General features: G+C 72.7%; 24 protein-coding genes, 1 pseudogene and 1 riboswitch. Of the genes and pseudogenes, 18 read left to right on the forward strand and 7 right to left on the reverse strand.

Annotated features, from left to right (window positions below; all coding sequences use genetic code 11):
* Nucleotides 1–134 (forward strand): annotated as a pseudogene (locus tag ACIBEF_RS04950) (IS110 family transposase); the annotation flags it as partial.
* A gap of 210 nt (nt 135–344) precedes the next feature.
* On the opposite strand, the gene ACIBEF_RS04955 reads toward ACIBEF_RS04950, so the two are convergent.
* The gene (locus ACIBEF_RS04955) at nt 345–962 is read right to left on the reverse strand and encodes a copper resistance protein CopC (protein WP_396791287.1); all 618 of its coding nucleotides are present in this window, start codon (nt 960–962) and stop codon (nt 345–347) included.
* Between the two features lie 252 nt (nt 963–1,214).
* On the opposite strand from ACIBEF_RS04955, the gene ACIBEF_RS04960 reads away from it, so the two are divergent.
* The gene (locus tag ACIBEF_RS04960; RefSeq protein WP_357201114.1) at nt 1,215–1,865 is read left to right on the forward strand and encodes a hypothetical protein; all 651 of its coding nucleotides are present in this window, start codon (nt 1,215–1,217) and stop codon (nt 1,863–1,865) included.
* Nucleotides 1,866–1,991: 126 nt separating this feature from the next.
* On the opposite strand, the gene ACIBEF_RS04965 is transcribed toward ACIBEF_RS04960, so the two are convergent.
* Nucleotides 1,992–2,303: a hypothetical protein gene (locus ACIBEF_RS04965; RefSeq protein ID WP_355008819.1), complete on the reverse strand. Its 312-nt coding sequence runs from the start codon at nt 2,301–2,303 to the stop codon at nt 1,992–1,994.
* 414 nt (nt 2,304–2,717) lie between these two features.
* Here ACIBEF_RS04965 and ACIBEF_RS04970 point away from each other — a divergent pair, with 414 nt between their 5' ends.
* The 7 genes from ACIBEF_RS04970 (at nt 2,718) to fabF (ending at nt 9,439) form a co-directional block, all read left to right on the forward strand.
* Nucleotides 2,718–3,902: a sensor histidine kinase gene (locus ACIBEF_RS04970; RefSeq protein ID WP_396791289.1), complete on the forward strand. Its 1,185-nt coding sequence runs from the start codon at nt 2,718–2,720 to the stop codon at nt 3,900–3,902.
* Nucleotides 3,899–4,600, forward strand: coding sequence for a response regulator (locus ACIBEF_RS04975; RefSeq protein WP_396791291.1), 702 nt, complete (start codon nt 3,899–3,901; stop codon nt 4,598–4,600). Before ACIBEF_RS04970 ends, ACIBEF_RS04975 begins: the two co-directional genes overlap by 4 nt.
* Nucleotides 4,601–4,610: 10 nt before the next feature.
* Nucleotides 4,611–5,939, forward strand: coding sequence for a PucR family transcriptional regulator (locus ACIBEF_RS04980; protein ID WP_396791584.1), 1,329 nt, complete (start codon nt 4,611–4,613; stop codon nt 5,937–5,939).
* Between the two features lie 78 nt (nt 5,940–6,017).
* Entirely contained in the window at nt 6,018–6,944 is a 927-nt protein-coding gene (locus ACIBEF_RS04985) for an ACP S-malonyltransferase (RefSeq protein WP_396791293.1), read from the forward strand.
* On the forward strand, nt 6,941–7,885 hold the full coding sequence (locus ACIBEF_RS04990; RefSeq protein ID WP_355008814.1) for a beta-ketoacyl-ACP synthase III: 945 nt from the start codon (nt 6,941–6,943) through the stop codon (nt 7,883–7,885). The genes ACIBEF_RS04985 and ACIBEF_RS04990 overlap by 4 nt, the downstream gene beginning before the upstream one ends.
* Nucleotides 7,886–7,970: 85 nt before the next feature.
* On the forward strand, nt 7,971–8,210 hold the full coding sequence (locus tag ACIBEF_RS04995) for an acyl carrier protein (protein WP_030330276.1): 240 nt from the start codon (nt 7,971–7,973) through the stop codon (nt 8,208–8,210).
* Between the two features lie 2 nt (nt 8,211–8,212).
* Nucleotides 8,213–9,439, forward strand: a complete 1,227-nt coding sequence (gene fabF / locus ACIBEF_RS05000) for a beta-ketoacyl-ACP synthase II (protein WP_355422632.1) — start codon at nt 8,213–8,215, stop codon at nt 9,437–9,439.
* 50 nt (nt 9,440–9,489) lie between these two features.
* Here fabF and ACIBEF_RS05005 read toward each other — a convergent pair whose 3' ends face one another.
* Nucleotides 9,490–9,708, reverse strand: coding sequence for a hypothetical protein (locus tag ACIBEF_RS05005; RefSeq protein ID WP_396791296.1), 219 nt, complete (start codon nt 9,706–9,708; stop codon nt 9,490–9,492).
* Nucleotides 9,709–9,840: 132 nt separating this feature from the next.
* On the opposite strand from ACIBEF_RS05005, the gene ACIBEF_RS05010 reads away from it, so the two are divergent.
* The gene (locus ACIBEF_RS05010; RefSeq protein WP_396791298.1) at nt 9,841–10,509 is read left to right on the forward strand and encodes a lipoprotein; all 669 of its coding nucleotides are present in this window, start codon (nt 9,841–9,843) and stop codon (nt 10,507–10,509) included.
* A 16-nt stretch (nt 10,510–10,525) separates the two neighbouring features.
* On the opposite strand, the gene ACIBEF_RS05015 is transcribed toward ACIBEF_RS05010, so the two are convergent.
* Nucleotides 10,526–12,262 carry a glycoside hydrolase family 3 protein gene (locus ACIBEF_RS05015; protein ID WP_396791300.1) on the reverse strand — a complete coding sequence of 579 codons (1,737 nt, stop codon included), beginning with the start codon at nt 12,260–12,262 and terminating at the stop codon, nt 10,526–10,528.
* An 87-nt stretch (nt 12,263–12,349) separates the two neighbouring features.
* Nucleotides 12,350–12,841 carry a DUF3145 domain-containing protein gene (locus tag ACIBEF_RS05020; protein ID WP_355422641.1) on the reverse strand — a complete coding sequence of 164 codons (492 nt, stop codon included), beginning with the start codon at nt 12,839–12,841 and terminating at the stop codon, nt 12,350–12,352.
* Between the two features lie 308 nt (nt 12,842–13,149).
* On the opposite strand from ACIBEF_RS05020, the gene ACIBEF_RS05025 reads away from it, so the two are divergent.
* On the forward strand, nt 13,150–13,479 hold the full coding sequence (locus tag ACIBEF_RS05025) for a hypothetical protein (RefSeq protein WP_030330285.1): 330 nt from the start codon (nt 13,150–13,152) through the stop codon (nt 13,477–13,479).
* Nucleotides 13,480–13,590: 111 nt separating this feature from the next.
* Here the strand turns inward: ACIBEF_RS05025 and ACIBEF_RS05030 are convergent, their stop codons facing one another.
* Complete coding sequence (locus ACIBEF_RS05030) at nt 13,591–14,214, reverse strand: carbonic anhydrase (RefSeq protein WP_396791586.1); 624 nt, start codon at nt 14,212–14,214, stop codon at nt 13,591–13,593.
* Between the two features lie 169 nt (nt 14,215–14,383).
* On the opposite strand from ACIBEF_RS05030, the gene ACIBEF_RS05035 reads away from it, so the two are divergent.
* The 5 genes from ACIBEF_RS05035 (at nt 14,384) to ACIBEF_RS05055 (ending at nt 20,570) form a co-directional block, all read left to right on the forward strand.
* Nucleotides 14,384–15,355 (forward strand): alpha/beta fold hydrolase, encoded by a 972-nt coding sequence (locus tag ACIBEF_RS05035; RefSeq protein WP_396791302.1) that lies wholly within the window; start codon nt 14,384–14,386, stop codon nt 15,353–15,355.
* Nucleotides 15,356–15,463: 108 nt separating this feature from the next.
* Nucleotides 15,464–17,581 (forward strand): HelD family protein, encoded by a 2,118-nt coding sequence (locus tag ACIBEF_RS05040; protein WP_396791304.1) that lies wholly within the window; start codon nt 15,464–15,466, stop codon nt 17,579–17,581.
* Nucleotides 17,582–17,687: 106 nt separating this feature from the next.
* A complete protein-coding gene (locus ACIBEF_RS05045; protein ID WP_355008808.1) occupies nt 17,688–18,605 on the forward strand; it encodes a cation diffusion facilitator family transporter in 918 nt (305 codons plus the stop codon).
* A 118-nt stretch (nt 18,606–18,723) separates the two neighbouring features.
* Nucleotides 18,724–18,855, forward strand: a riboswitch (cyclic di-AMP (ydaO/yuaA leader).
* 5 nt (nt 18,856–18,860) lie between these two features.
* A complete protein-coding gene (locus tag ACIBEF_RS05050; protein WP_396791306.1) occupies nt 18,861–19,925 on the forward strand; it encodes a coiled-coil domain-containing protein in 1,065 nt (354 codons plus the stop codon).
* A gap of 141 nt (nt 19,926–20,066) precedes the next feature.
* Nucleotides 20,067–20,570, forward strand: a complete 504-nt coding sequence (locus ACIBEF_RS05055; protein ID WP_396791308.1) for a hypothetical protein — start codon at nt 20,067–20,069, stop codon at nt 20,568–20,570.
* Nucleotides 20,571–20,749: 179 nt separating this feature from the next.
* Here the strand turns inward: ACIBEF_RS05055 and ACIBEF_RS05060 are convergent, their stop codons facing one another.
* Nucleotides 20,750–21,220: an SRPBCC family protein gene (locus ACIBEF_RS05060; protein WP_396791310.1), complete on the reverse strand. Its 471-nt coding sequence runs from the start codon at nt 21,218–21,220 to the stop codon at nt 20,750–20,752.
* A 191-nt stretch (nt 21,221–21,411) separates the two neighbouring features.
* On the opposite strand from ACIBEF_RS05060, the gene ACIBEF_RS05065 reads away from it, so the two are divergent.
* Both ACIBEF_RS05065 and surE read left to right on the forward strand, forming a co-directional pair.
* Nucleotides 21,412–22,389, forward strand: a complete 978-nt coding sequence (locus ACIBEF_RS05065; RefSeq protein ID WP_396791312.1) for a 1-phosphofructokinase family hexose kinase — start codon at nt 21,412–21,414, stop codon at nt 22,387–22,389.
* Nucleotides 22,386–23,213: a 5'/3'-nucleotidase SurE gene (gene surE, locus ACIBEF_RS05070; RefSeq protein ID WP_396791314.1), complete on the forward strand. Its 828-nt coding sequence runs from the start codon at nt 22,386–22,388 to the stop codon at nt 23,211–23,213. The genes ACIBEF_RS05065 and surE overlap by 4 nt, the downstream gene beginning before the upstream one ends.
* The last annotated feature ends 6 nt before the right edge of the window (nt 23,214–23,219 follow it).

Below are 23,219 nucleotides of genomic sequence, written 5' to 3' on the forward strand. Positions count from 1 at the left end.
CGCAAAGAGCCGAAGGCAAACGCCACAACGCCGCACTCATCTGCCTCGCCCGACGCCGCTGCGACGTCCTCTACGCCATGCTCCGCGACAAGATCCCCTACCAACCACGCCCAGCCACGCCGATCTCCGCTTGACGAAACCCATAGGGACACCCCCCGGGTCCCCACCCCCGCGCGAGGCTCCCACCCCCCAGGCGCGTCGATCTTGCAGTTTCGGTTGTCGACATGGGTGGGATGCCCCTTGTGTCGGGACAGGAAGTGCAAGATCGCGGAGCAGGGCCAGCTCGGCCCCGGGAACGCTGATGCCCGGTCGGGTTTGGGACCGACCGGGCATCAGATGATCGACTAGGCGGTGCCTCGGCGGCGGCGGAAGAACAGGCCGGCCGCGAGTGCGGCGAGCAGCAGCAGGCCGCCGAGAGCCCAGATCCACCAGCGGCTGCCGGAGTCGGACTGCTCCGAGGCAGCCGGCACCGGGGAGGCCGTCGGGCTGCCGGGTGCCGCCGACGGCGAGCCGGCGGAGGGTATGCCGACGGCCGACGCGCCAGCCGAGGGCGAGCTCGCCGGGTTGGTGCCGGCGGTGGCCGACGGAGAGGCAGTGGGGTCGGCTGCGGTGCCGGTGGTGAGGGTGAACCGCACCTCGCCCTTCACCGGGTGCCCATCGGACGACGCGAGCTGGTAGCCGACGATGTAGAGCCCGGCTGCGGCCGGCTTGAACGGCACCCGCACCCGACTGCCGTCGAAGGCGGGAGTCCCGCCAGCGACCACATTGTCCGGTCCGGTTATTGTGATCTTCGTCGTAGTCGGCGACGGCTTGGCGAGGAACCGCAGCTCGACCCGGGCGGGTGCCGACGCCACGCGGGCGCCGTCGCGCGGGTTGCTGCCGGTCAGCTGGTTGTGGGCGGCGGCCGGAGTCGCCGGCACCAGAAACGACACACCGAACGCCACGCCGAGCACCACTGGCACGACCCGCACCGTACGTGTAACCCTGCCCCCCATGAACCCCTCCGTAAGGGTACGATCCGCCCGCTGATCAAACGGCTCCTCATTAGTCGAGCAGAGATCGCAGATAGTTCCAAATACTGTTCCGAAAGCTGCAACTCATCGACGTTCTGCGGAGTCTGTAGGAGTGGACGCGACCATCCGGTCGATGCCACACCGGCAGGTCGGTCCAGACGTTACGACGAAGCCATCCATCGAACGGGGCGAGGAGGCGGGATGGTCCGACACGTGAGGCGGTTGGCCGCCGTGTTGGCGGGCACGCTGGCGGTGGCACTGCTGTCGCTTGGCACCGCCGGCTCGGCCTCGGCGGCGCCGAAGCCGGCACCCGCCGGAGTGGACATCACCGGCACGGGGCTGCCCGCACCGCTGCGGTTGCGCGCGGAGAAGGAGCCCGCTCTCGTGGGCGCGGTCATCGACCAGGTCAACTTCCTCGCGCGCACCGGCATGCCGACCGGTCCGAAGGCAGCCAACCTCGGTCCGAAGTACACCGTCGTGGTGCTCGCCGGCGAGACGCCGAAGCAGACCTACGACCTCTACCCCAAGGCGATCGGCGGCCCTCGCGTCTTCCGCCCGGCGAAGCAGCCGGACGGCCGGAAGACCAGCGCCGGCTGGTTCCTGGGTCGGCTCAGCATGTCCGAGACCCTGCGCACCGCCGGTGTGCCGTTGGAGCGGCAGTTCGACACGGTCAGTGGCGGCGCGGGCGGCGGCGAACGCGTCCTCCCGGAGGACACGCTCGACCCGGCGAAGGATCTCGACGAGGCGCTCGGCGACCTGCAACGCCTGCTGCTGCTCAACGTCGGCGTGATGCTGACCATCACCGTCGGCCTCGCCGGGATCGCCCTGCTGATCCGCAGACGCACACGCTGAACTGGCGCAAGCGCTGAGCAGGCCTACGCGCTGAGGTCACGCTCTCGCTGGCCCGCAACACGCGACGGTCCGACGCACTCGCTGGTCAGCGGGTGCGTCGGCCGACCGGGCACCGGAACGCGGTGTTCAGCACCAGCGGCGCGGTGGGCGCTCCCGGCGGGTGGCTCGTGGACGCGGCCGGACCGCGCCGTGCCGGTGTGCCCCGGCCCAGCCGGAAAGTTCACTGAGGCAACCAGCGGGCACGTCCGAATCGGGCTCGGCAGAGCGCTGGCGCGGCAGCACGGGCTCGTCGTCGACGCGCCCCGGCAGCGGCTCCACCGGGTGCGACGGCGCACCGCCGACCGGCCGGCGGGGTTTGCCGGCCGCCTGCGGGTCGTGGTGCCCCGGCCGGCAGGGCTCGCCCTGGGCGCAGCCGTGCTCGGCCTCCCCGTGCGCCATCCCCGGTCTCCTCACGCTCGCCTCACCCTCGAATGCTCCCCGAGGTGCCCTGTCACCGTACTGGCCGGGACCGACGGGCCGCGCGCAGCGTACCCGGGGTCAGGACCGGCCGGTTCCCGAAGACGCCGCTGAGCGCGGGAGGCGGTTACGCAGTTCACAGCTTCTTTTCGTGTCGTTCACCGTGGGCTTCGGTGGCGCGGCGGACCGGCGGTCAGCGGGCGCGGTGAGCCTCCAGGTCGGCGCGGGCGAAGAGCGCCCGCAGTGCCAGTGCGGCCAGGGTTTCCACATCGGTCATGATGATCATTATTGGGCTGACGAGGCGCGGCCCGCGTACCCCTTTCGGCGCATGTCGCAGGCGGCGGTCTCCTCCCCCGGTCGGACTCCGAGCCGGTGCGGCTGTGGTGGGATCGGGGCATGCGTCCCCCACCGTGGCTCGGCTCCGGCACCCGCGGCCGGGACCTGGCGCTGGCCGGGGCGTCGCTGGCCGGCGGGCTGGTGCTGTGGACCCTGGGTTGGCAACCGCAGATCCGTCCGCACCCGGACGTGCCCGCGGTCCTGTTCCTGCCGTCGCTGCTGGCGATGTGCGTCGCGGTGGGTCTGCGCCTCGTCGCCCCGCGTGCCAGCCTCGCCGTCGGCACCGTGGCAGTGGTGGTGGACATCGCGCTCGGGGGATCGCTGGGCGCGATCCTGATCTACACGCAGGTCCTCTACGACGCCTGTGTCTACGGTCCGCCACGGCTGTGGCGGTGGCTGCTGTGGGCGACCATCGGGCTGAGCGTGCTCGGTGCGGTCGTCGGCGTGATCCTCTCCGACCAGTGGAGCGGGGTGGCCATGGGCGTGCTGGTGGTGCTCGTCGGCCTCCTGCCGGTCCTGACCGGTATCAGCGTGCGGCAGTACCGCGATCAGGCCGCCGCCGAGCGGGCGCGGGCCGAACAGACCGCCCGGCTGGTCGAGTTGGACCGTCGGCAGGCGGTCAGCGCCGAACGGGCCCGGATGGCCCGGGAGCTGCACGACGTGGTCGCGAACCATCTCAGCGCGGTGGCCATCCACGCCACCGCGGTGCTCTCCGTACCCGGGTTGGATCGCGGTCAGGTGGAGTCGGCGTTGCGGGTGATCCGGGAGAGCAGCGTGCAGGGCCTCGCCGAGATGCGTCAGATGATCGAGGTGCTGCGCGAGCCGGGGACCAGCGCCGACCCGGCCGCGCCGGAGGTGGTCACCGCGCGGTTGGCCGAGGCGGACGGACTGGTCGACCGGGTCCGGGCTGCCGGGCTCGCGGTGCGGGTCCGGACCGATGGCACGCCGGGCGCGTTGCCGGTGGGGGTGGACCTCGCCGCGTACCGGATCGTGCAGGAGTCCCTGACGAACGCGCTCAAGCACGGTACGGGTGAGGCGGAGCTGACGATCGCGTACCGGCCGGCCGAGGTGGTGCTGACTGTGGAGAACCCGGTGCGTCGGGGCGGGGCCGGGCTGCCGGGCGCCGGGGCCGGGCTGATCGGCATGCGGGAGCGGGCCACGCTGCTGGCCGGCCGGTTCACCGCCGGGCCGCACGACGGCCGTTGGCAGGTGCGGGCGGCCCTGCCCACCGGGGAGGGCGGGTGACCGGGCCGGCGCGGCCGTCGGACGACACGGGCCCGGCGACGGTACGGGTGGTGCTCGCCGACGACCAGCCAGCGGTACGGGCCGGTCTGGCCCTGATCCTGAACAGCTCAGCGGGTGTCGAGGTGGTCGGCGAGGCGGCCGACGGCGACGCCGCGGTGCGCCTGTGCCGGGAGTTGCGCCCCGACGTGGCGGTGCTGGATGTGCGGATGCCGCACCGGGACGGGATCTCCGCGACCCGGGCGATCGTCAGCGACGGGCTCGCCGACGTGTTGGTGCTCACGACCTTCGACCTGGACGAGTACGTCTTCGGGGCGTTGCGAGCCGGGGCGGCTGGGTTCCTACTCAAGGACACCGACGCCGACGGCCTGGTCGGCGCGGTGCGGACGGTGGCGCGGGGCGACGGCTTCATCGCGCCCACTGTGACCCGTCGGTTGATCACCGCCTTCGCGGCCACCGCGCCGGGTGCGTCGGCGGACGCGCGGGCCGCGGTGGACACCCTCACCCCGCGTGAGCGTGACGTGCTGGCCTGCCTCGGGTTGGGCCTGTCGAACCAGCAGATCGCCGATCGACTGGTGCTGGCGGAGAGCACCACGAAGACCCATGTGAGCCGGATCCTGGCGAAGCTGGACCTACGCAGCCGGGTGCAGGCCGCCATCCTGGCCCAGGAGGTGGGCCTGCCCGCTCCCCCGCACCCGTGAGTCGGGCCCGCTGGGCGCGCGGCGGAGCGGTGCCGGCGTGGTTGGCCTGCTCACGACGTGTCAGGCTAGGGCGGTGAGCACGCCGGGTGGTGGGGAGCTGTCGGCCACGCTGCGCCGGATCGAACGATCGGCGGGGGCGTTGGCCACCTCCAGCGTGGCCCGGATGGACGAGACGCTGCCCTGGTTCCGGGCGCTGCCGGCCGACCAGCGTTCCTGGGTGATGCTGGTGGCGCAGGCGGGCGCGAGGTCGCTGGTGCAGTGGCTGCGCGAGGGCGGCGGCACCACTGACAGCACCCAGGAGGTCTCCGACGAGGTCTTCGCCGCCGCCCCGCAGGCGCTGGCCCGGTCGATCACCCTCCAGCAGACCGTGGCGTTGATCAAGGTGACCATCGACGTGGTCGAGGAGCAGGTGTCGCACCTGGCCGCCGAGGGTGAGGAGCAGCAGCTACGCGAGGCGGTGCTGCGCTTCTCCCGGGAGATCGCGTTCTCCGCCGCCCGGGTGTACGCGCGGGCCGCCGAGTCGCGTGGCGCCTGGGACGCCCGGTTGCAGGCGCTGCTCGTCGACGCGCTGTTGCGCGGTGACTCGCCGGACGTCCTGGCCAGTCGGGCCGCCGCGCTCGGCTGGGCGGACGCGCCGCCGGTGGCGGTGGCTGTCGGTCGGTCGCCCGGCGGCGAGGTTTCCGCGGTGCTGCACGTGGTCTACCGGCAGGCCCGCCGGATCGGCGTGGAGGTGATCGGCGGCGTCCACGGCGACCGGCTGGTGATCGTCCTGGGCGGCGCACCTGACCCGCTGACCGCCACCGCGAAGCTGCTGAGCGCGTTCGGGGACGGCCCGGTGGTGGTCGGTCCCGCCGTACCGAGCCTGGACGAGGCGACCGAGTCGGCGCGGGCCGCGCTGTCCGGCTTTCGGGCCGCACCGGCCTGGCCGAGCGCGCCCCGGCCGGTGCCGGCCGCGGACCTGCTGCCGGAGCGGGCCCTCGCCGGCGACACCGAGGCCCGTCGGCGGCTGCGTCACGATGTGTACGCGACGCTGGTGCGCGCCGGTGGGGAACTGCTGGCCACCCTGGATGCCTTCCTGGCGGCCGGTGGCACCTTGGAGAGCGCGGCCCGGGCGCTTTTCGTGCACCCGAACACGGTGCGCTACCGGTTGCGGCGGATCGCCGAGGTGACCGGGTTCTCGCCACTGTCGCCGCGCGACGCGTTCGCCCTTCAGGTCGCGCTGACCGTGGGTCGGTTGGATCCGGTCGCCCCGCTGGCCTCGCCGGTCCCGACTCAGACAATGACCCCGCCTACCCGGAAATCCACCCAAACCGAGGATGATCCCCGCCGATCTTTGTAGGAACCCGCTAAAGGTCCTAGTGTGGTTTGGTCGAAGGCGGCACCGCGTTACCCGCCATTATCCGGGAGAGTCATAGACGTGCTCGCCGTACTTAGTCCCGGCCAGGGTTCTCAGAAACCCGGCTTCCTGACCCCCTGGCTCGACCTGACCGGCACTGAGGCGCGACTGCGCGACTGGTCGGCGCTGGCCGGGGTCGACCTGCTGCACCTGGGCACCAACGCCGACGCCGACGAGATCAAGGACACCGCCCGCACCCAGCCGTTGCTGGTCGCCGCGGCGTTGCTCGCGGCCGAGCACCTGCCGCTCGACGGCGTCGCCGTCACCGCCGGCCACAGCGTCGGCGAGCTGGGTGCCGCCGCCCTGGCCGGTGTGCTGTCGGCCGACGCCGCGATCACCCTCGCCGGCGTCCGTGGCCGGGAGATGGCCGCCGCCTGTGCGCTGGAGCCGACCGGAATGGCCGCGGTGCTCGGTGGTGATCCCGACGAGGTGATCGCCGCGATCGAGGCGAACGGGCTCTACCCGGCCAACCGCAACGGCGCCGGGCAGATCGTCGCCGCGGGCGCCCTGGACGGGCTCGACAAGCTCGCCGCCGCGCCGCCCACCCGGACCCGGATCATCCGACTCCAGGTGGCCGGCGCCTTCCACACCCCGTACATGGCTCCGGCGGAGACCGCGCTCGCCGCCGAAGCCGCCGGGATCATCCCCGCCGACCCGGCCCGCACCCTGCTGTCGAACCTCGACGGCACCGCTGTCGACGACGGCGCGACCATGGTGCAGCGCCTCGTTCGTCAGGTCACCGCGCCGGTGCGCTGGGACCTGTGCATGCGTACGCTGGCCGACCTCGGGGTCACCGGCGTGATCGAACTACCCCCGGCCGGCACCCTCGCCGGCCTGGTCAAGCGGGAACTCAAGGGCGACGGCGCCCCGGAGATCGTCACCCTCAACACCCCGGACGACCTGCCGGCCGCACGGGACCTGATCGCCCGTATCGGAGGCCGTTCATGACTGGCAGTCGCATCGTCTCGATGGGGCACTACCAGCCCTCCCGGGTGGTGACCAACGACGACATCGCCCAGCTCGTCGACACCAACGACGAGTGGATCCGCGACCGGGTCGGCATCGTCAGCCGGCGGATCGCCGACACTGAGACGGTCGCCGACATGGCCGCCGCGGCTGCCGGCAAGGCACTGGCCAACTCGGGCCTGACCGCCGCCGACATCGACCTGGTCGTGGTCGCCACCTGCTCCTCCATCGACCGCAGCCCCAACGTTGCCTGCCGGGTCGCCGGCAAGCTGGGCATCACCGCGCCGGGCGCGTTCGACCTCAACACCGCCTGCTCGGGCTTCGCGTACGCGCTGGGCACCGTCGACCACGCCATCCGGGCCGGGGCGTCGCGCAACGCGATCGTCATCGGCGCGGAGAAGCTGTCCGACTTCACCGACTGGACCGACCGCTCCACCTGCATCATCTTCGCGGACGGGGCCGGTGCCGCGGTGGTCTCCGCCACCGCCGACGACGAGCCGACCGGCATCGGCCCGGTCGTCTGGGGTTCGGTGCCGGACAAGAGCGACGCGGTCCGCATCGAGGGCTGGCGCCCGTACATCCAGCAGGAGGGGCAGGCGGTGTTCCGCTGGGCCACCACCGCCATCGCGCCGCTCGCGCTGCAGGCCTGCGAGCGGGCCGGGGTCGACCCGTCGGAGCTGGCCGCGTTCGTGCCGCACCAGGCCAACGCCCGGATCATCGACGGCATCGCCAAGCGGCTCAACATCCCCGACGCGATCATCGCGAAGGACATCGTCGAGTCCGGCAACACCTCCGCGGCGAGCGTGCCGCTGGCCCTGTCCAAGCTGGTCGAGCGCCGGGAGGTGCCCTCGGGCGCACCGGTGCTGCTGTTCGGCTTCGGCGGTGGCCTGACCTACGCCGGTCAGGTCGTCCGCTGCCCCTGATGACCCCCTCGGGCGCGTACGCGTCCAGGATTGGCGGTCGGCGACGCCGGCCGCCGGAGAACCCCGATGAAAGGAACCAACCGCAATGACCCGTGACGAGATCACCACCGGCCTCGCCGAGATCCTCGAAGAGGTTGCCGGGGTGAACCCGGACGACGTGGCCGAGGGGAAGTCCTTCACCGACGACCTCGACGTCGACTCGCTCTCCATGGTCGAGGTCGTGGTCGCGGCCGAGGAGAAGTTCGGCGTCAAGATCCCGGACAACGAGGTGCAGAACCTGAAGACCGTCGGCGACGCTGTCAGCTACATCGCGGCGCAGTCCTGATCATGACTCGTCCAGACGTCGTCGTCACCGGGCTCGGCGCGACGACCCCGCTTGGCGGGGACGTCGCGTCGACCTGGGACGCAATGCTCGCCGGCCGCTCCGGGGTGAGTGCCCTCACCCAGGAGTGGGCCGAGCAACTGCCGGTCCGGATCGCCGCCCAGCTGGCCGTGGAGCCGTCCGAGGTGCTGGACCGGGTCCGCCTGCGCCGCCTGGACCGTTCCGAGGCGATCGCGATCATCGCGGCGCAGCAGGCCTGGGCGGACGCCGGCCTCGCCGGCTCCGACCTCGACGGGGAGCGGTTGGCCGTCAGTGTCGGCTCCGGCATCGGCGGTGCCACCACGCTGCTCGCCCAGGACGACATCCTGGAGGCCTCCGGGCCACGGCGGGTCTCGCCGCACACCATCCCGATGCTCATGCCGAACGGTCCGGCCGCCTGGGTCGGGCTGGAGCTGGGCGCCAAGGCCGGCGTGCACTCGGTGGCCAGCGCCTGCGCCACCGGCGCCGAGGCGATCGCCCTCGGTCTGGACATCATCCGCTCCGGCCGGGCCGACGTGGTGGTGGCCGGCGGCACCGAGGCGGTCATCCACCCCCTGCCCATCGCCGGCTTCAGCTCGATGCGGGCCATGTCGACCCGCAACGACGACCCGGAGCGGGCCTCCCGCCCGTGGGACCGGGGCCGGGACGGCTTCGTCCTCGGCGAGGGCGCCGGCATCGTGGTGCTGGAGCGGGCCGAGCACGCCGCGGCCCGAGGCGCCCGGGTGTACGCGCGCCTCGCCGGCGCCGGCATCACCTCCGACGCGTACGACATCGTGCAGCCGCACGCCGAGGGCGAGGGCGCGATCCGGGCCATCGCCAAGGCGATCGCCGACGCGGACGTGGCGAAGCGGGACATCGTGCACGTCAACGCGCACGCCACCTCGACCCCGGTCGGGGACATGCTGGAGATCGGTGGGCTGCACAAGGCGCTCGGCGACCACCCGGTGCTGTCCGCGACGAAGTCGATGACCGGTCACCTGCTCGGTGCGGCCGGTGCGCTGGAGTCGATCGCCACCATCCTGGCGATCCGCGACAGTGTCGTTCCTCCGACGATCAACCTCGACGACCCGGAGCCAGGCCTCACCCTGGATGTCGCCGCGCACAAGGCCCGTCACATGGAGATCCCGGCCGCGTTGAACAACGCGTTCGGCTTCGGCGGCCACAACGTGGCTCTGGTCTTCGCCCGCCCCTGAGATCCTGCGAAAGGGCCCCTCCTCGTCGCGAGGAGGGGCCCTTTGGTCGTTCAGGCCCGGTTGCGGGGGTGCTGCTTCGCGGTGCGCTCGTTGCCGTGGCGGTAGTTGCCGGTCCAGCGGGCCATCACAAGCTGCGGGTCGTCGTCGACCTCGGCCAGGAACTCGGCGGCCCGAGCGCCGCGCAGCGTGCCGGCGACCCGGCCGTGGTGGGTGATCACCACGGTGCCGTCCGCCCGTCGAACGTGCCGGAATCCTGCTGCCGCTCCCATGGGGTGAGGCTGTCAGACCGATCGGCGCGGAGGCGACCGGATTTCCGGGGCGGGCACTCGATCCCGATTGACGTCGAGGGACCGCGCGGCTTAGATGGGCCGACTGAAGATCGACTGACGGGGATCACCACAATGGACGCTCGTACCCACGTAGCCGTGTCGGCGGCGCTCATCCTCGGCCTGCTGGCCGGCTGCGGCGACGACGCCGCCGCTCCCGCCGGGCCCTCGGCCGGCGACCCGGCCCCACAGGCAACGGGCGAGCCCTGGTACGACGAGACGACCCCCGCCGCGTCCGGCGGCACCACCGGCGGCGCCGGTTCCCCCTGCCCGGTACCGGTGACGTTTCCGCTGGCCGACGGGTGGACGGCGAAGGCTGTCGAGCCTCCCAAGGGCGAGCTGGCCGAGCTGGTCGGTGAGGCGTTCACCAAGCGCGGCGGCACCACAGTGCGGTGCGAGGTGGACGGCCGGCCGGCCGGCGGCGGGTTCCTGCGGATCTGGGCGACGGACACGCCGACTGCCGCTCCGCGCGCCGCGCTGGAGAGCTTCGCCACCGGAGCCGGCGAGGCGGTCACCGGCCAGCAGTTCCGCGACCTCCGCGCCGGCGGCTTGGACGCCACCGAGATGACCTGGCTCGCCACCAGCCCGCTGGCCGGGGAGGAGGCGGCGCGGAACTGGGCGCTGGCCGTTCAGTCGGCGGGGCAGACGCTGGTCTTCGCGGTCAACGAGGGCCTGATCACCGAACGGACCGACGTGCTGCCGGCGTACCGGCTCGCGGTGCGCGGGCTCACGGCTGCCGGCTGAGGTCGGCCCCCTCGGGTCAGTTGCTGGCGCAGGTCGTCGCGGGAAGTCCGGGAACGGTCACCGGGGACCGGCCGCCCGGCCGGGCCTTGCCGGCGAGCACGGCGGCCAGGGCGGTCATCGACGCCCGGCTGGACGAGTACGTGGCCAGCAGCCTCGGTGACTTCGCGTCGGCCAGCACGTACGGGGTGTCCATGGCGACGGTGATCGCCGCGTCGGGGCTCAGGTCCTTGGCGCCGTCGCCGTAGCCCACCAGGTGCACGACAGTGCCGCCGCTGGGCTTGACCTGCACACCGGCGGCGGTCAACGCGGCGGTGAGGGTGGCCCGGGTGCCGTCCCGGCCGCCGGACGAGGTGACGGTGACCGGCCCGCGTACCGCTCCGCCGCAGGCGCCACGCAGCACGGTGACGGCGGCAGCGGCCAGCGCGTCGGCCGCCGCCCGGTGTGCCGGGGTGTTGAGCGTGGACATCTGCGCCGCCGGCAGCTCGGCGAGCTGGAACTTCATCGTCAGCACCCGGGTGACCGCCTCGACCAGCCGGGTCCGGGGCAGCGACCCCCCGCGCAGCGCGGCGAGCAGCCCGTCGTACGCCTGACCGACGTTCGGGGTCATCAGGATGAGGTCGTTACCGGCGTTGAGCGCCCGGACCGCCGCCTCGCCGGGAGCCCAGCGCATCGCGGGCGGCATGTTCATCCCGTCGGTGATCACCACGCCCTTGAAGCCCAGTTGGCCGCGCAGGACGTCGGTGAGCAGCTTGTGCGAGAACGTCGCCGGGGTCCCCGGGTCGATCGTGCGCGCGTCCAGGTGACCGGACATCACGGCCATCGCGCCCGCGTCCATCCCGGCGGTGAACGGCGGCCACGCGCCGCTCTGCAACGCCGCGGCGGACTGGGTCAGCACCGGAAGGTCCTTGTGCGAGTCGTCGGCGCTGTGGCCGTGCCCGGGGAAGTGCTTCAGGGTGGCCGCGACCCCGACCGCCTGGAGGCCACGGACCGCGCCGCCCACCTGCGCGGCGGCCTGCTTCGGGTCGGAGCCGTAGGACCGGGAGCCGATCACGGTGCTGCGGGTGGCCAGCACGTCGGCCACCGGGGCGAAGTCGATGTTGATGCCCATCGCGGCCAACTCGGCGCCGGCGGCCCGCCAGGCGGCCTCGGTGAGCTTCGGGTCACCGGCGGCGCCGGCCGCGAGGGCGCTGGGCAGCACCGTGACACCGTCGGTCACGCGGGTGACGACCCCGTACTCCTGGTCGGTGCCAACGAGCAGCGGCGCCGAACCGGCGGCGAGCCGACCGGCGGCGGTACGCAGCCCGGTGGTGAGCTCGTGCACCTGCTTGGGGTTGTCGACGTTCGTGGTCTCCTGGTTGCCCTTGGTCGGGTCGTCGGCGCTGAAGCCGACCAGGATCAGACCACCCAGTCGGTACTTGGCGATCATTTCGGCGGGGGTGTCCACCCCGGCGAGGGCCTGGTTGCCGGCCGCCGAGCCGGCGGAGACCTTCGTCGCCGAGTCGCCGTAGGCGTACGGCATCAGCACCTGGCCGACCAGGTCTTCGTCGGACAGCGTCGCCACCAGCGCAGCGGCGCGGCCGGCGGGGTCGCTGGCCGGCGGCGCGGGCGGGACGCTCGGGCCCGCCGACGTCCCGACCGGGCTGGGCGTCGGTGTGGGGCGCTCCGGGTCACCTGAGCAGCCAGAGACGAGCAGGGCGGTCAGGGCGGCGACAGCGACACTGGCGCGCCACGGGCGATTCGACACGCCGCCCATCCCACCAGCTTCTCCCTTATCGGGGCAACTTGACCTTACCGGTCGTCACCGGCGCTACGGCGTACGGCCAGCGGCCAGCCGGCCGGATCAGCCGACCCGAGTGAGCAAGGTCACCGGGGCACCGTCTCCGGCGTACCGGTACGGCTCCAGGTCAGCGTCCCATGCCGTGCCGAGCGCCTTGTCGAGGGCGTGCGCCAGCGCCTCGGGGGCCCGGGAGGCCGCCATCAGCGCCCGGAGCCGGTCCTCGCCGAGCTGGATGTCGCCGGCCACGCCGACCGTCGCCCGGAACAGGCCACGGGCTGGCACGTACATGAAGCGCTCACCGTCGGCGCCGGCACTCGGCTCCTCGGTGACCTCGAAACGGATCATGGGCCACTGCCGTAGGGCAGCGGCCAGCTCGGCGCCCGTCCCCGGACGACCGGTCCACCCGCACTCGGCCCGGCGTGCGCCGGGGTCGACGGGCTGAGCCGTCCACTGCAGGTTGACCGGCGCGGCTAGGACGCGCGCGATCGCCCACTCGACGTGTGAGCACACGGCGAGCGGGGTCGAGTGGACGTATACGACGCCACGCGTTGGCACGGTGACCTCCCGGAGAGCGAGGTGCGTCTTCCCCTACGACCTCGTCCACCCAGGTGGCTGCTGCAACACATGATGACTCCTGTGACGCGTGGTGCGCCAGGGAATCGGAAAAAACGCCGGGTGGAATAGCCGGACGGGTGGTCGCCGTTGCCTCTCAGGACACCGCGACGACCAGCATGATGTCGTGGTCCTGTACAGTTCCACCGGCGGCTTATGCCGCGTTACACCTTCGCGGGCCGAGTCACGTACGACCCGCACACAGCCCCCGGACGTCTAGTCCTCCCGTACGTCTTGCAAGGAGTACCTCCGTGGCGAGCAACACCTCTAAGACCGCGCGCGCGTCAGTCCGGGCCGGCCAGGCTGGCCAGGGTGGCGCCCTCAGCGTGCTGGGCGAGTTCAAGTACCTCATCCCGCTCAACGGCGGCAAGCACGCCTACGTGCGGAACCTGACCAACGGCAAGACCGCGCACCTGCGCACGGACTCCGACGCCTTCGTCGAGGAGATCCGCGTTCTGGCCGCCGCCGGCCACGCCGCCAAGATCCGGGCGGAGATCAACAACCTGGCTGCCACCCACCCGGGTGACGGCTGGGAGGCCACCGAGAAGCGCCTGGTCGCGGCCGGCGTCTTCGAGGGCTGAGCCCTCCCCCACCGCACCAACGAACCGCCCGTCGGGAGTTCCCGGCGGGCGGTTTCGCGTGCACGAGGATCGGCTTCGGGCGGCGGCGGGACGTCCTCGGGCCAGAACGGCTCAGCCTGGATCGAGCAGGGCGACCTCGCCGGTGGCCAGGTCGTAGAGGCCGCCGACCACGGCCACCCGGCCGGCGGCCACCGGCCCGGCCAGCAGATCGTCCTGGCGCAGGGTGCGCACCGTGCGCCGGACGTGCCGGCGGATCGCCAGCGGCAGCACCGCCGGATCGTCGATCCCCGCCTCGGTGACCGCCGGCGCGATCTCGTCCACCAGGTGCGCCAGCGACCCGCCGGGACGCTGGCCGACGCGCAGCGCCTCCACCGTGGCCTGCACCGCGCCGCACCGCTCGTGGCCGAGGACCATCACCAGCGGTACGCCGAGCTGACCGACCACGTACTCGATGGAGCCGCAGACCGCGCGATCGAGCACGTGCCCCCCGGTGCGGATCACGCAGATCGCGCCGAAGGTCTGGTCGAAGATCGCCTCCAACGGCACCCGGGAGTCGATGCAGCCCAGCACCACCGCGTACGGCTGCTGGTCGCCGGAGGCCGCGGCGGCGGCCGTGACGTCGTGTCCGTGCACCGGCTGGCCGCTGACGAACCGCCGATTGCCGGCGAGCAGGTCGGCCAGGGCGGCGCGGGGCGTACCGCCGGCCTGCCGTTCCTGCCCCGACGTCGCGCCCATGGGCACTCCCGACGACCCCATGCCGTCCAGCTTGGCCCGCCGCCGTCCCGCACGGGCGAGGTCGGGAATGTTCGCCACGGTGCGATTGGCGTGGTGTCATGGCGGGTAGCCGGTGTTACCGCCGGGTATCCCGGTGCTGGTGGTACTGGGCGGCCCTGGGGAGGTGGCGATGCCGGAGCGGTTCGAGGTCGGCCTGCCGGACGGTGTACGGCTCAACGTCGAGGCGACGGGTCCGACGGACGCCCAGGTCACCGCCATCCTGTTGCACGGCTGGACGCTGGACGGGCGCGCCTGGCACCGGCAGGTCGAGGCGCTCACCGCGCCGCAGTTCGGCGATGCGGTGCGGGTGGTCGCCTACGACGCGCGGGGGCACGGCCGGTCCAGCTGCATGGCGCTGCCCACGGCCACCCTGGCCCAGTTGGGTGACGACCTGGCCGCGGTCATCGACGCGGTCGCGCCGACCGGCCCGGTGGTGCTGGTCGGGCACTCGATGGGCGGAATGACGATCATGGAGTACGCCCACCGCCACCCCGCGCACTTCGCCACCCGTACCGCCGGCCTGGTCTTCGTCTCGACCACCGCCGAGGGGCACACGCACACCGTCTACGGGCTCTCGCCGCGGATCGCCCGGTTGATCCGGCTGGCTGAGACGACCGGCGCAGGTGTGCTGGCCCGGTGTGGCTCGTGGCGTGCTCCGCGGGCACTGCTGAACGCGCTGCAACCGAGCATCCGGTGGATGCTCTTCGGTGACCGCTGCGAGCCGGCCGACATCCGCCTGGTGACGTCGGCGGTGGCCCGGGCGTCGCTGCGTTCGATCGGCGGGTTCCGCGCCTCCATCGGCACCCAGCACCGCCTGGACACCCTCGCCGCGTTGGCCCACCTGCCGGCCGCCGCCCTGGTCGGCGACCGGGACCGGCTGACCCCACCGCCGTGCGCCGAGTCGATCGCGGCGGTTCTGCCGGCCACCGAGCTGACCGTCTGCCCAGGTGCCGGGCACATGCTGATGATGGAACGCCCGGACGAGGTGAACGCCGCGCTCACCGGCGTCGTACGACGGGCGATCGCCGACTCGTCGCCGGCCCACCTCGGCGCGTCGTCGCCGGCTCACCGTGGCGCGGCCCCCGCCGAGACGGGTGCCTGAGCACGTTCGCGCACCTCGGGCGCGGCGGGTCGGGTCCGGGGCCGTACCCTTCTGCGGTTGGCCCGCGCGGTTTCCGCCGCCTGCCGGCGACCTCTGAAGGAGCGTGCGTTGACCGACCAGACCGGCCTGGAGCAGGAGATCGCCGTCGAGCAACGACACCTGGACCGGGTGTACGCCCGACTGGCCGAGCTGCGGCAGTCGGCCGTCCGCGCCGAGCGGGACGGCTACCGGATGGCCCGGGTGGGCACGCACGGCGCCCTCGTCGAGCGCGACGCGATGGTCTTCCACGCCGCGCAGCGGCGGCACACCCTGGACGCCGAGCACGAGGGGCTGGTCTTCGGCCGACTGGACCTGCGCGACCGTCAGGTGCTGCACGTCGGGCGCCTGGGGATCCGCGACGAGAACGCCGTCACGCTTGTCGTCGACTGGCGCGCGCCGGCCGCCGCCGCGTTCTACCAGGCCACCCCGGCGCAGCCGCTGGACGTGGTGCGGCGGCGCACCATCCAGTCCCGCGCCGAGCGGGTCACCCGGATCGAGGACGACCTGCTGGACCCGACGGCCGCCCCGGAAGGGATGACCGTCGTCGGTGACGGCGCGTTGCTGGCCACCCTGTCCAAGGCCACCGGCCGGGGCATGCGCGACATCGTGGCGACCATCCAGCGGGAGCAGGACGAGGCGATCCGTTCGCCCGGTTCCGGGGTGACGATCGTCGCGGGCGGCCCCGGCACCGGCAAGACCGCTGTCGCCCTGCACCGGGCCGCGTTCCTGCTCTACTCCGACCGCAGCCGCTACGCCGGCGGCGGCATCCTGGTGGTCGGCCCGTCGTCGGTGTTCGTCGAGTACATCGGCTCCGTGCTGCCGTCGCTCGGTGAGGACACCGCGACCCTGCACTCGCTGGGCACCCTCTTCCCGGGGATGACAGCCACCCGCCCCGACCCGCCCGAGGTGGCGGCGGTGAAGGGCTCGCTGCGGATGCGCCGGGTGCTGGAGCGGGCGGCCCGCGACGCGGTGCCGGGCGGCCCGGGTGAGCTGCGGCTGCTCTACCGGGGCACGCTGCTGCGGTTGGACCGGGTCGCGCTGGACCGGATCCGGGACCGCGCGCTGCAACGCGGCGCACGGCGCAACGAGGTGCGCCGGGCCGGTTTCGACGGGGTGTTCGCCGCGCTCTGGGCGCAGGCCCGTGAGCTGAGCAGCGGTCGGCTGCCGGAGCAACCGGCCTTCGAGGCGGAGATCGCCGAGCGCTCGGAGTTCCGGGAGTTCCTCAAGGCGTGGTGGCCTCGGCTGCACCCCCGGCACGTGCTCGGCTGGCTGGCGCAGCCGGACCGGCTGCGCCGGTACGCCGGGGGGATCCTCTCCTCGGCGGAGATCCGGCTGCTCAACGCCGCGTACCGGGACCTGGACTCGGCCGGGCTGACCATCGCCGACGTGGCCCTGCTAGACGAGTTGGACGCGCTGCTCGGCAAGCCCGCGCAGCCGGCCCGCGCGCGACGCGACCCGTTCCAGCTCACCGGCGGCGTCCGTGAGCTGAGCACCCTCGGTGAACGCCAACGGGCCGCCCGCGCGGCGGCCCGGGAGCGTCCCGAGGACTACCGGGACTACGCGCACGTGGTGGTGGACGAGGCACAGGACGTCTCGCCGATGCAGTGGCGGATGATCGGTCGACGCGGCCGACTGGCCTCCTGGACCGTGGTGGGCGACCCCGCGCAGACCGCGTGGACCGGCGATCCGGAGGAGCTGACCCGGGCCCGCGACCAGGCGCTGGGCCGGCGTAAGCGACACGACTTCACGCTCACCACCAACTACCGCAACTCGGCGGAGATCTTCGCGGTGGCGGCGGCGGAGATCCGGCGGCTCTACCCGGACCTGCCGCTGCCGACCGCCGTCCGCTCCACCGGGGTCGAGCCGGTGGAGCTGGTGGTGCCCTCGACGGGCTTGGAGACCGCGACCGTGGAGGCCGCCGCCGGCCTGCTGGCCGAGGTGGAGGGCACGGTCGGGGTGATCACGCCGGTCCCCCGCCGGGACGAGGTCGCCGGTTGGCTGGGCGCGCTCGGCGCGCCCAGGTTGCAGGTGGTGACCAGCCTGGAGGCCAAGGGCATGGAGTACGACGGGGTGGTGCTGGTCGCCCCGAGCGAGATCCGGGCGGATCCGGGCGCCGGGGTGCGCACCCTGTACGTGGCGCTCTCCCGGGCCACCCAGCGGCTCACCACCATCGACCCGACCGGCTGACCTGTGCGGACTGCCGCCGGCGGAACGCCCTGCCCGTACACTTGCACACATAGCGATGTGAGCATACATTTGACCGGGTCCCGACCAGCGGCGGAAGGTGGTTCTCGTGGGCGCAGGTCATGACCACCACCATGGGTCCGTCGCCAATGCCGCGCACCAGCACCGAGGTCGACTCTGGGCGGCGTTCGGGTTGCTCGCCACCCTGATGGTGGTCGAAGCGGTGGTCGCACTGCACACCGGCTCGCTCGCCCTGCTCTCCGACGCCGGGCACATGTTCACCGACGTGCTCGGCATCGGGATGGCGCTCGCCGCCATCACGGCGACCCGGCGGGCCACCGGCGACCCGCAGCGCACCTTCGGGCTCTACCGGCTCGAGGTGCTCGCCGCGCTGGCCAACGCCGTCCTGCTCTCCGGCGTCGCGATCTACGTGGTGGTCGAGGCGATCCGCCGCTTCGGTGACCCGCATGAGGTCATCGCCGGTCCGATGCTCGTGGTGGCCGTGCTCGGCCTGCTCGCGAACATCGCCGCATTCGCGCTGCTGCGCGCCGGAGCCAAGGAGAGCATCAACCTCCAGGGCGCCTACCTGGAGGTGCTCGGTGACCTGCTCGGCTCGGTCGGCGTCATCGGCGCGGCGCTGCTGATCACCGTCACGGACTGGTGGTGGGCCGACCCTCTGGTCGCGGTCGCCATTGGCGTGTTCATCCTGCCGCGCACCTGGCGGCTGGCCCGCGCCGCCATCCGCATCCTGGTGCAGGCCGCCCCGGAGCACCTCCAGGTGACCGCCGTGCACGACCGGCTCGCCGCCGTCCCCGGTGTCGTCGAGGTGCACGACCTGCACGTCTGGACGCTCACCTCGGGCATGGAGGTGGCCTCCGCCCACCTGACCATGGCACCGGGCGCGGAGGTCGGCGCGGTGCTCACCGCAGCACGTACGGCCCTGCACGACGACTTCCGCATCGAACACGCGACCTTGCAGATCGAGCCCGGCGCGGCTTCTGGAGCCTGCGGCTCCATCGAATGGTGACCGGCTCGTCGATTTCCGTGGTGACGTACGCACCGTCCGTCACATTGGCTGCAGCGACCCCACCCGCACCGGTAGGCTCGGTCCCGGCCGTAACCAGGCGGCGCCTACCCGGCGCCGGTGGCGGTCGCCGCCTAATCGCCCAGCAGGGCGAACCGGGGAACCATGTTCCTGGGGTGTATCCGCGTCAGCGGTAGGGATCTTCCGTCCCGAACCCGTCAGCTAACCCGGTCGGCGGCTGACGGAAGGACATGCGCAGTGGCACCAGCACGACCACCCGCCGCCCGACTGGCGGCCCTGATCGTCGCGATGTTCGCCCTCGGCGTCGCGCTTCCGGCCGGCACCGCCTCGGCCGCACCCCCGACCGGTCTGCGGGCCGCCGCACCCGACTCCGACGAGGAGGGCGGCACCCCGGCGTTGCGGGCCCAGCTTGAGGCGGCCAGCAAGGGCTACCTGGACGCGAAGCGCGCCCTGGACACCTCAGTACAACGGCAGAAGCAGCTCGGCACCCAGTTGAAGACCATCGAGGTCGAGATCGACCAGCGCAACGGCAAGGTCGGCGAGATCGCCGAGGTCGCCTACCGCACCGGCCGGCTCGGTGCGGTGTCGGCGCTGCTCAACAGCAACACCCCGGAAGGCTTCATGGACCGGGCGGCCGCGCTGGACGCGGTGGCGGCCAACGAGGACCGGGTGCTGCGCGACCTGCTGGACACCAAGGACAAGGCCAACCGCACCCGGGTCGCCCTGGACGGCGAGATCAACGAACAGCGCAAGCAGGTCGCGGTGATGGCCAAGCGCAAGGAGCAGGCCGAACGGGCCCTGACCGTGGCCACCACGCCCAAGCCGCAGACCACCGCCGACGCCGGCTCCAACCGGGGCACCTCCAGCGCCAACGCGAAGGCCGCACCGCGCAACTCCGACGGCTCCTGGCCCTCCGAGTCGTGCAGCATCAACGACCCCACGCCGGCCAACGGCTGCATCACCCCGCGCACCCTGCACGCGCTCAACCAGGCCAAGGCCGCGGGATTCACCCGGTACGTCTCGTGCCACCGCCCCAGCGGCTCGGGTGAACACCCGAAGGGCCGGGCCTGCGACTTCGCGGCGCAGAAGAACGGCTTCGGCGGCAACGCCACCGGCGGCGACAAGACGTACGGCAACAACCTGGCCGCGTACTTCATCCGCAACGCGGACCGGCTCGCCGTGCTCTACGTGATCTGGTACAGGCAGATCTGGCTGCCCAGCAGCGGGTGGAAGTCGTACAGCGGGGCGCACGGCACCCCGTCGACCGACCACACCAACCACGTACACCTGTCGGTCTACTGATCCACGCGTCGTGATGCCTGTGAGCCACTGGAGGGCTCACAGGCATCACGTGCGTCCGGGGCCGGGCTACGTCACCGCGCGTACCCCTGATGTCGTCGCTCGTCGGACGACCCGGCAGTGGCCGGCGGGCAGCATCGCGGTATGCCTCGGATCCGACCCACCACCCGCAAGGCGCTGCTCACAGTGCACCTCGTCACCTCGCTCGGCTGGCTCGGCGCTGACCTGGTGCTGCTCACCCTCGGCGTCGCCGTGCAGCGGGGCGCCGACCCGGCGGTGGTCTATCCGGTCACGGCCCTGGTCGGCACAGTGTTGTTCGCGCCGCTGAGCGTCCTGGTCTGGCTGGTCGGAGTCGCCAGCTCGCTGCTCACCCCATGGGGCCTGCTGCGCCACCGCTGGGTGCTGGTCAAGCTCGTGCTCACCACGGTGATGGTCGGGCTGGTGCTGTTCCTGCTCACCCCGAATCTGCGTCACGCCGGAGCGGTCGGCGCCGCTCTGCCCGCCCGCGATCGCGCCGACCTGGTCATCGCGCCGGCGGTGTCGACCAGCCTGATGGTCATCGCGACAGTGCTCTCCACCTACAAGCCGTGGGGCCGACGTCCCACCACCCGCCCGACCCGCAACAACGCGCCAACCAAGATCTCCTAACGCACCAACCCACGCCCCGCCCCGCACGCCGCGCCCTACGCCCCCGCGATCTTGCACTTACTGCGCCGACATATGGGTTCATCCCACTGATATCGACAGCCGAAACTGCAAGATCGGCGCGCCAAGGGCGCCGCGAGGGGCGCCGACGGGGTCGGCCACGGGGTGGGTCGGGAGGCGAGTCAGGGGGTGGGGGGTGGGGCTTTGTTGGTTCGGTCTAGGGCGGCGCCCAGGCGGGTGGCCAGGGCTAGGTGGGCGGCCTGGGCCTGGCGGAACGCGTAGCGGAACAGTGGCCTCGGCGCGGTCAGGGTGATCTCGACGTCGACGCGGGTCAGGCCGTCCGGCTCGGCGCGTAGTCGGGTGTGGTTTCGCACCGTGGTGGCCGGCCACTGGCGGGCCACCATGACGATCTCGTCGCCCTCGCTGATCAGCACGTCCGCGTGGTAGGTGGTCCGGAAGCGCAGCGGACCGGCCGCCAACCGGTCGTTGATCGTGTAGCTGGCCTGGGCGCCGGGCCGGGGCGGCACCCGGCGAACCCGCACGATCAGCGGATGCAGCTCGCCCTGCCGGGTCAGGTCGCTGAGCAACGCTGCCGCCTCGGCGGGTGAACACCGGGCCTGGACGGTGTAGCTGAAGGTATCGCTGCTGAGCACACCGTCTCCCGCCGTCGTCTGGTCGCCCGATCGTCCCGTACCGATGTCTGACTGGCAACGCCCCACGAACCCTCAGCGCCGCGCCGGACCGGGCCGATGCGGCGACCTGCCACCACCTGCGCCATTAAGGTCGGTTAGTACGAAATCTTCCGAAGGTGCCGGAGGGCGGCCAGCATGAACGGCGACGACCGATGAGTGGGCACGTGATGGTCTTCGCGCCCACCCCACAGCTGACGGTGATGGTGGACCAGCCCAACGACCACCCCGAGCTGCACCTGCACCCCGGCGGGCAGGGTGTCTGGCAGGCCCGGATGGTGCTCTCCCTCGGAGTCGACGTGGTGCTCTGCGCCGCCCTCGGTGGTGAGATCGGCCAGGTGCTGGAGCCGTTGCTGGTCAGCGAGGGTGTGGACCTCAAGGTGGTGGTCCGTGACTCCGGCAGCGGCGGGTACGTGCACGATCGCCGCGACGGCTCCCGGCAGGAGATCGCCGACGTGCCCGGACAGCCGCTGAGCCGGCACGAGATCGACGAGCTGTACAACCTCGCCCTCGGCGAGGGCCTGCGGGCCTCGGTGAGCATCCTCAGTGGGCCGAACGAACCGTGGCTCGTACCGGCCGACCTGTACCGACGCTTCGCCGCCGACCTCGGCGCGAACGGTGCTCGGGTGGTGGTCGACCTCTCCGGCGATCACCTCGCTTCGGTGCTGGAGAGCGGGGTGTTCTTCCTCAAGGTCAGTCACGAGGAGTTGATCCGCGACGGCCGCGCCCGCAGCGAGGACACCGAGGAGCTGACCCGGGCCATGTACGAGTTGCACGCGGGCGGCGCCGAGACGGTGGTGGTGAGCCGCGCCGACCAGCCGGCGTTGGCGCTCATCGACGGGGAGCTGTTCCAGGTCGAGATGCCCCGGCTGGAGGCCGCCGACCCACGCGGCGCGGGCGACTCGATGACGGCCGGAGTGGCCGCCGTCGTGGCCAGGGGCGGCGACATTCGGACCGCCATCCGCACCGGCGCCGCCGCCGGCGCGCTGAACGTGACCCGGCACGGCCTGGGCACCGGGCGGCTGGACTCGATCACCGGCCTGGTGGACCGGGTCCGGCTGGTGCCGGCGGACAGCCGTCAACAGGAGCGGACCACCCCGGACGAGTTGGCCGGCCGGGTGGTCGAGCGATGACCCTGCGGGTGTTGATCACCAACGACGACGGGGTCGCCGCGCCGGGCATCCAGGCGCTGGCCTGGGCAGCCAGGCAGCGGGGCCTGGACGTCGTCGTGGCCGCGCCGATGGAGGAGGCGAGCGGCACCAGCGCCGCGATGAGCGCCGTGGAGCGCGACGGGCGGGTCGTCGTGAACGAGCATCCGCTGCCGGACCTGGCGGGGGTGCCGGCGTACGGGGTCGCCGGGTCCCCGGGCTTCATCACGCTGATCGCCCTGCACGGGGCGTTCGGACCACCGCCGTCGGTGGTGCTCTCCGGCGTCAACCGGGGCGCCAACGCCGGCCGGGCGGTGCTGCACTCCGGGACCGTGGGTGCCGCGTTCACCGCCGCGAGCAACGGCTGCCGGGCGATGGCGGTCTCCCTGGACGTGCTCTCCGCCGCCGAGGCGACGGCCGCGAGCGGTGGTGCCGCAGTGGATGCCGCAGCCCGGATACGCGACGCCGAGCGGCACTGGGGCACGGCCGCGCGGGTCGCCCTGGACCTGCTCCCCCGCCTGACCTCCGCGCCCATGGAGAGCGTGCTCAACGTGAACACCCCGGACCTGCCGCACGGGCAGTTGCGTGGGGTGCGGCGCGGCACCCTGGCCAGCTTCGGCCAGGTGCAGATGACGGTGGCCGAATCCGGCCACGGGTTCGTCCGTACCTCGCTGGAGGAGCCGGGGCAGGCCGCACAGCCGGGCACGGACGTGGCGTTGCTGGCCGCCGGGTACGCATCGGTGACGGCCATCCGGGCGGTCACCGAGGCGACCGACATCGACCTGACCGGTCTGGACGAGCAGCCCTGACGGGGA

The sequence above is a fragment of the Micromonospora sp. NPDC050795 genome, from assembly GCF_044456785.1.
Taxonomy (GTDB): Bacteria; Actinomycetota; Actinomycetes; order Mycobacteriales; family Micromonosporaceae; genus Micromonospora.

Bases quoted from the DNA above. Each gene is read 5' to 3' on its own strand.
- ACIBEF_RS05015 (WP_396791300.1), bottom strand. From the start codon at position 12,262: ATGGGCGGCGTGTCGAATCGCCCGTGGCGCGCCAGTGTCGCTGTCGCC.
- fabF (WP_355422632.1), top strand. From the start codon at position 8,213: ATGACTCGTCCAGACGTCGTCGTCACCGGGCTCGGCGCGACGACCCCG.
- ACIBEF_RS04965 (WP_355008819.1), bottom strand. From the start codon at position 2,303: ATGGCGCACGGGGAGGCCGAGCACGGCTGCGCCCAGGGCGAGCCCTGC.
- ACIBEF_RS04995 (WP_030330276.1), top strand. From the start codon at position 7,971: ATGACCCGTGACGAGATCACCACCGGCCTCGCCGAGATCCTCGAAGAG.
- ACIBEF_RS04970 (WP_396791289.1), top strand. From the start codon at position 2,718: ATGCGTCCCCCACCGTGGCTCGGCTCCGGCACCCGCGGCCGGGACCTG.
- ACIBEF_RS04990 (WP_355008814.1), top strand. From the start codon at position 6,941: ATGACTGGCAGTCGCATCGTCTCGATGGGGCACTACCAGCCCTCCCGG.
- ACIBEF_RS05055 (WP_396791308.1), top strand. From the start codon at position 20,067: ATGCCTCGGATCCGACCCACCACCCGCAAGGCGCTGCTCACAGTGCAC.
- ACIBEF_RS05005 (WP_396791296.1), bottom strand. From the start codon at position 9,708: ATGGGAGCGGCAGCAGGATTCCGGCACGTTCGACGGGCGGACGGCACC.
- ACIBEF_RS05035 (WP_396791302.1), top strand. From the start codon at position 14,384: ATGCCGGAGCGGTTCGAGGTCGGCCTGCCGGACGGTGTACGGCTCAAC.
- ACIBEF_RS05030 (WP_396791586.1), bottom strand. From the start codon at position 14,214: ATGGGCGCGACGTCGGGGCAGGAACGGCAGGCCGGCGGTACGCCCCGC.
- ACIBEF_RS04960 (WP_357201114.1), top strand. From the start codon at position 1,215: ATGGTCCGACACGTGAGGCGGTTGGCCGCCGTGTTGGCGGGCACGCTG.
- ACIBEF_RS05010 (WP_396791298.1), top strand. From the start codon at position 9,841: ATGGACGCTCGTACCCACGTAGCCGTGTCGGCGGCGCTCATCCTCGGC.
- ACIBEF_RS05065 (WP_396791312.1), top strand. From the start codon at position 21,412: ATGAGTGGGCACGTGATGGTCTTCGCGCCCACCCCACAGCTGACGGTG.
- surE (WP_396791314.1), top strand. From the start codon at position 22,386: ATGACCCTGCGGGTGTTGATCACCAACGACGACGGGGTCGCCGCGCCG.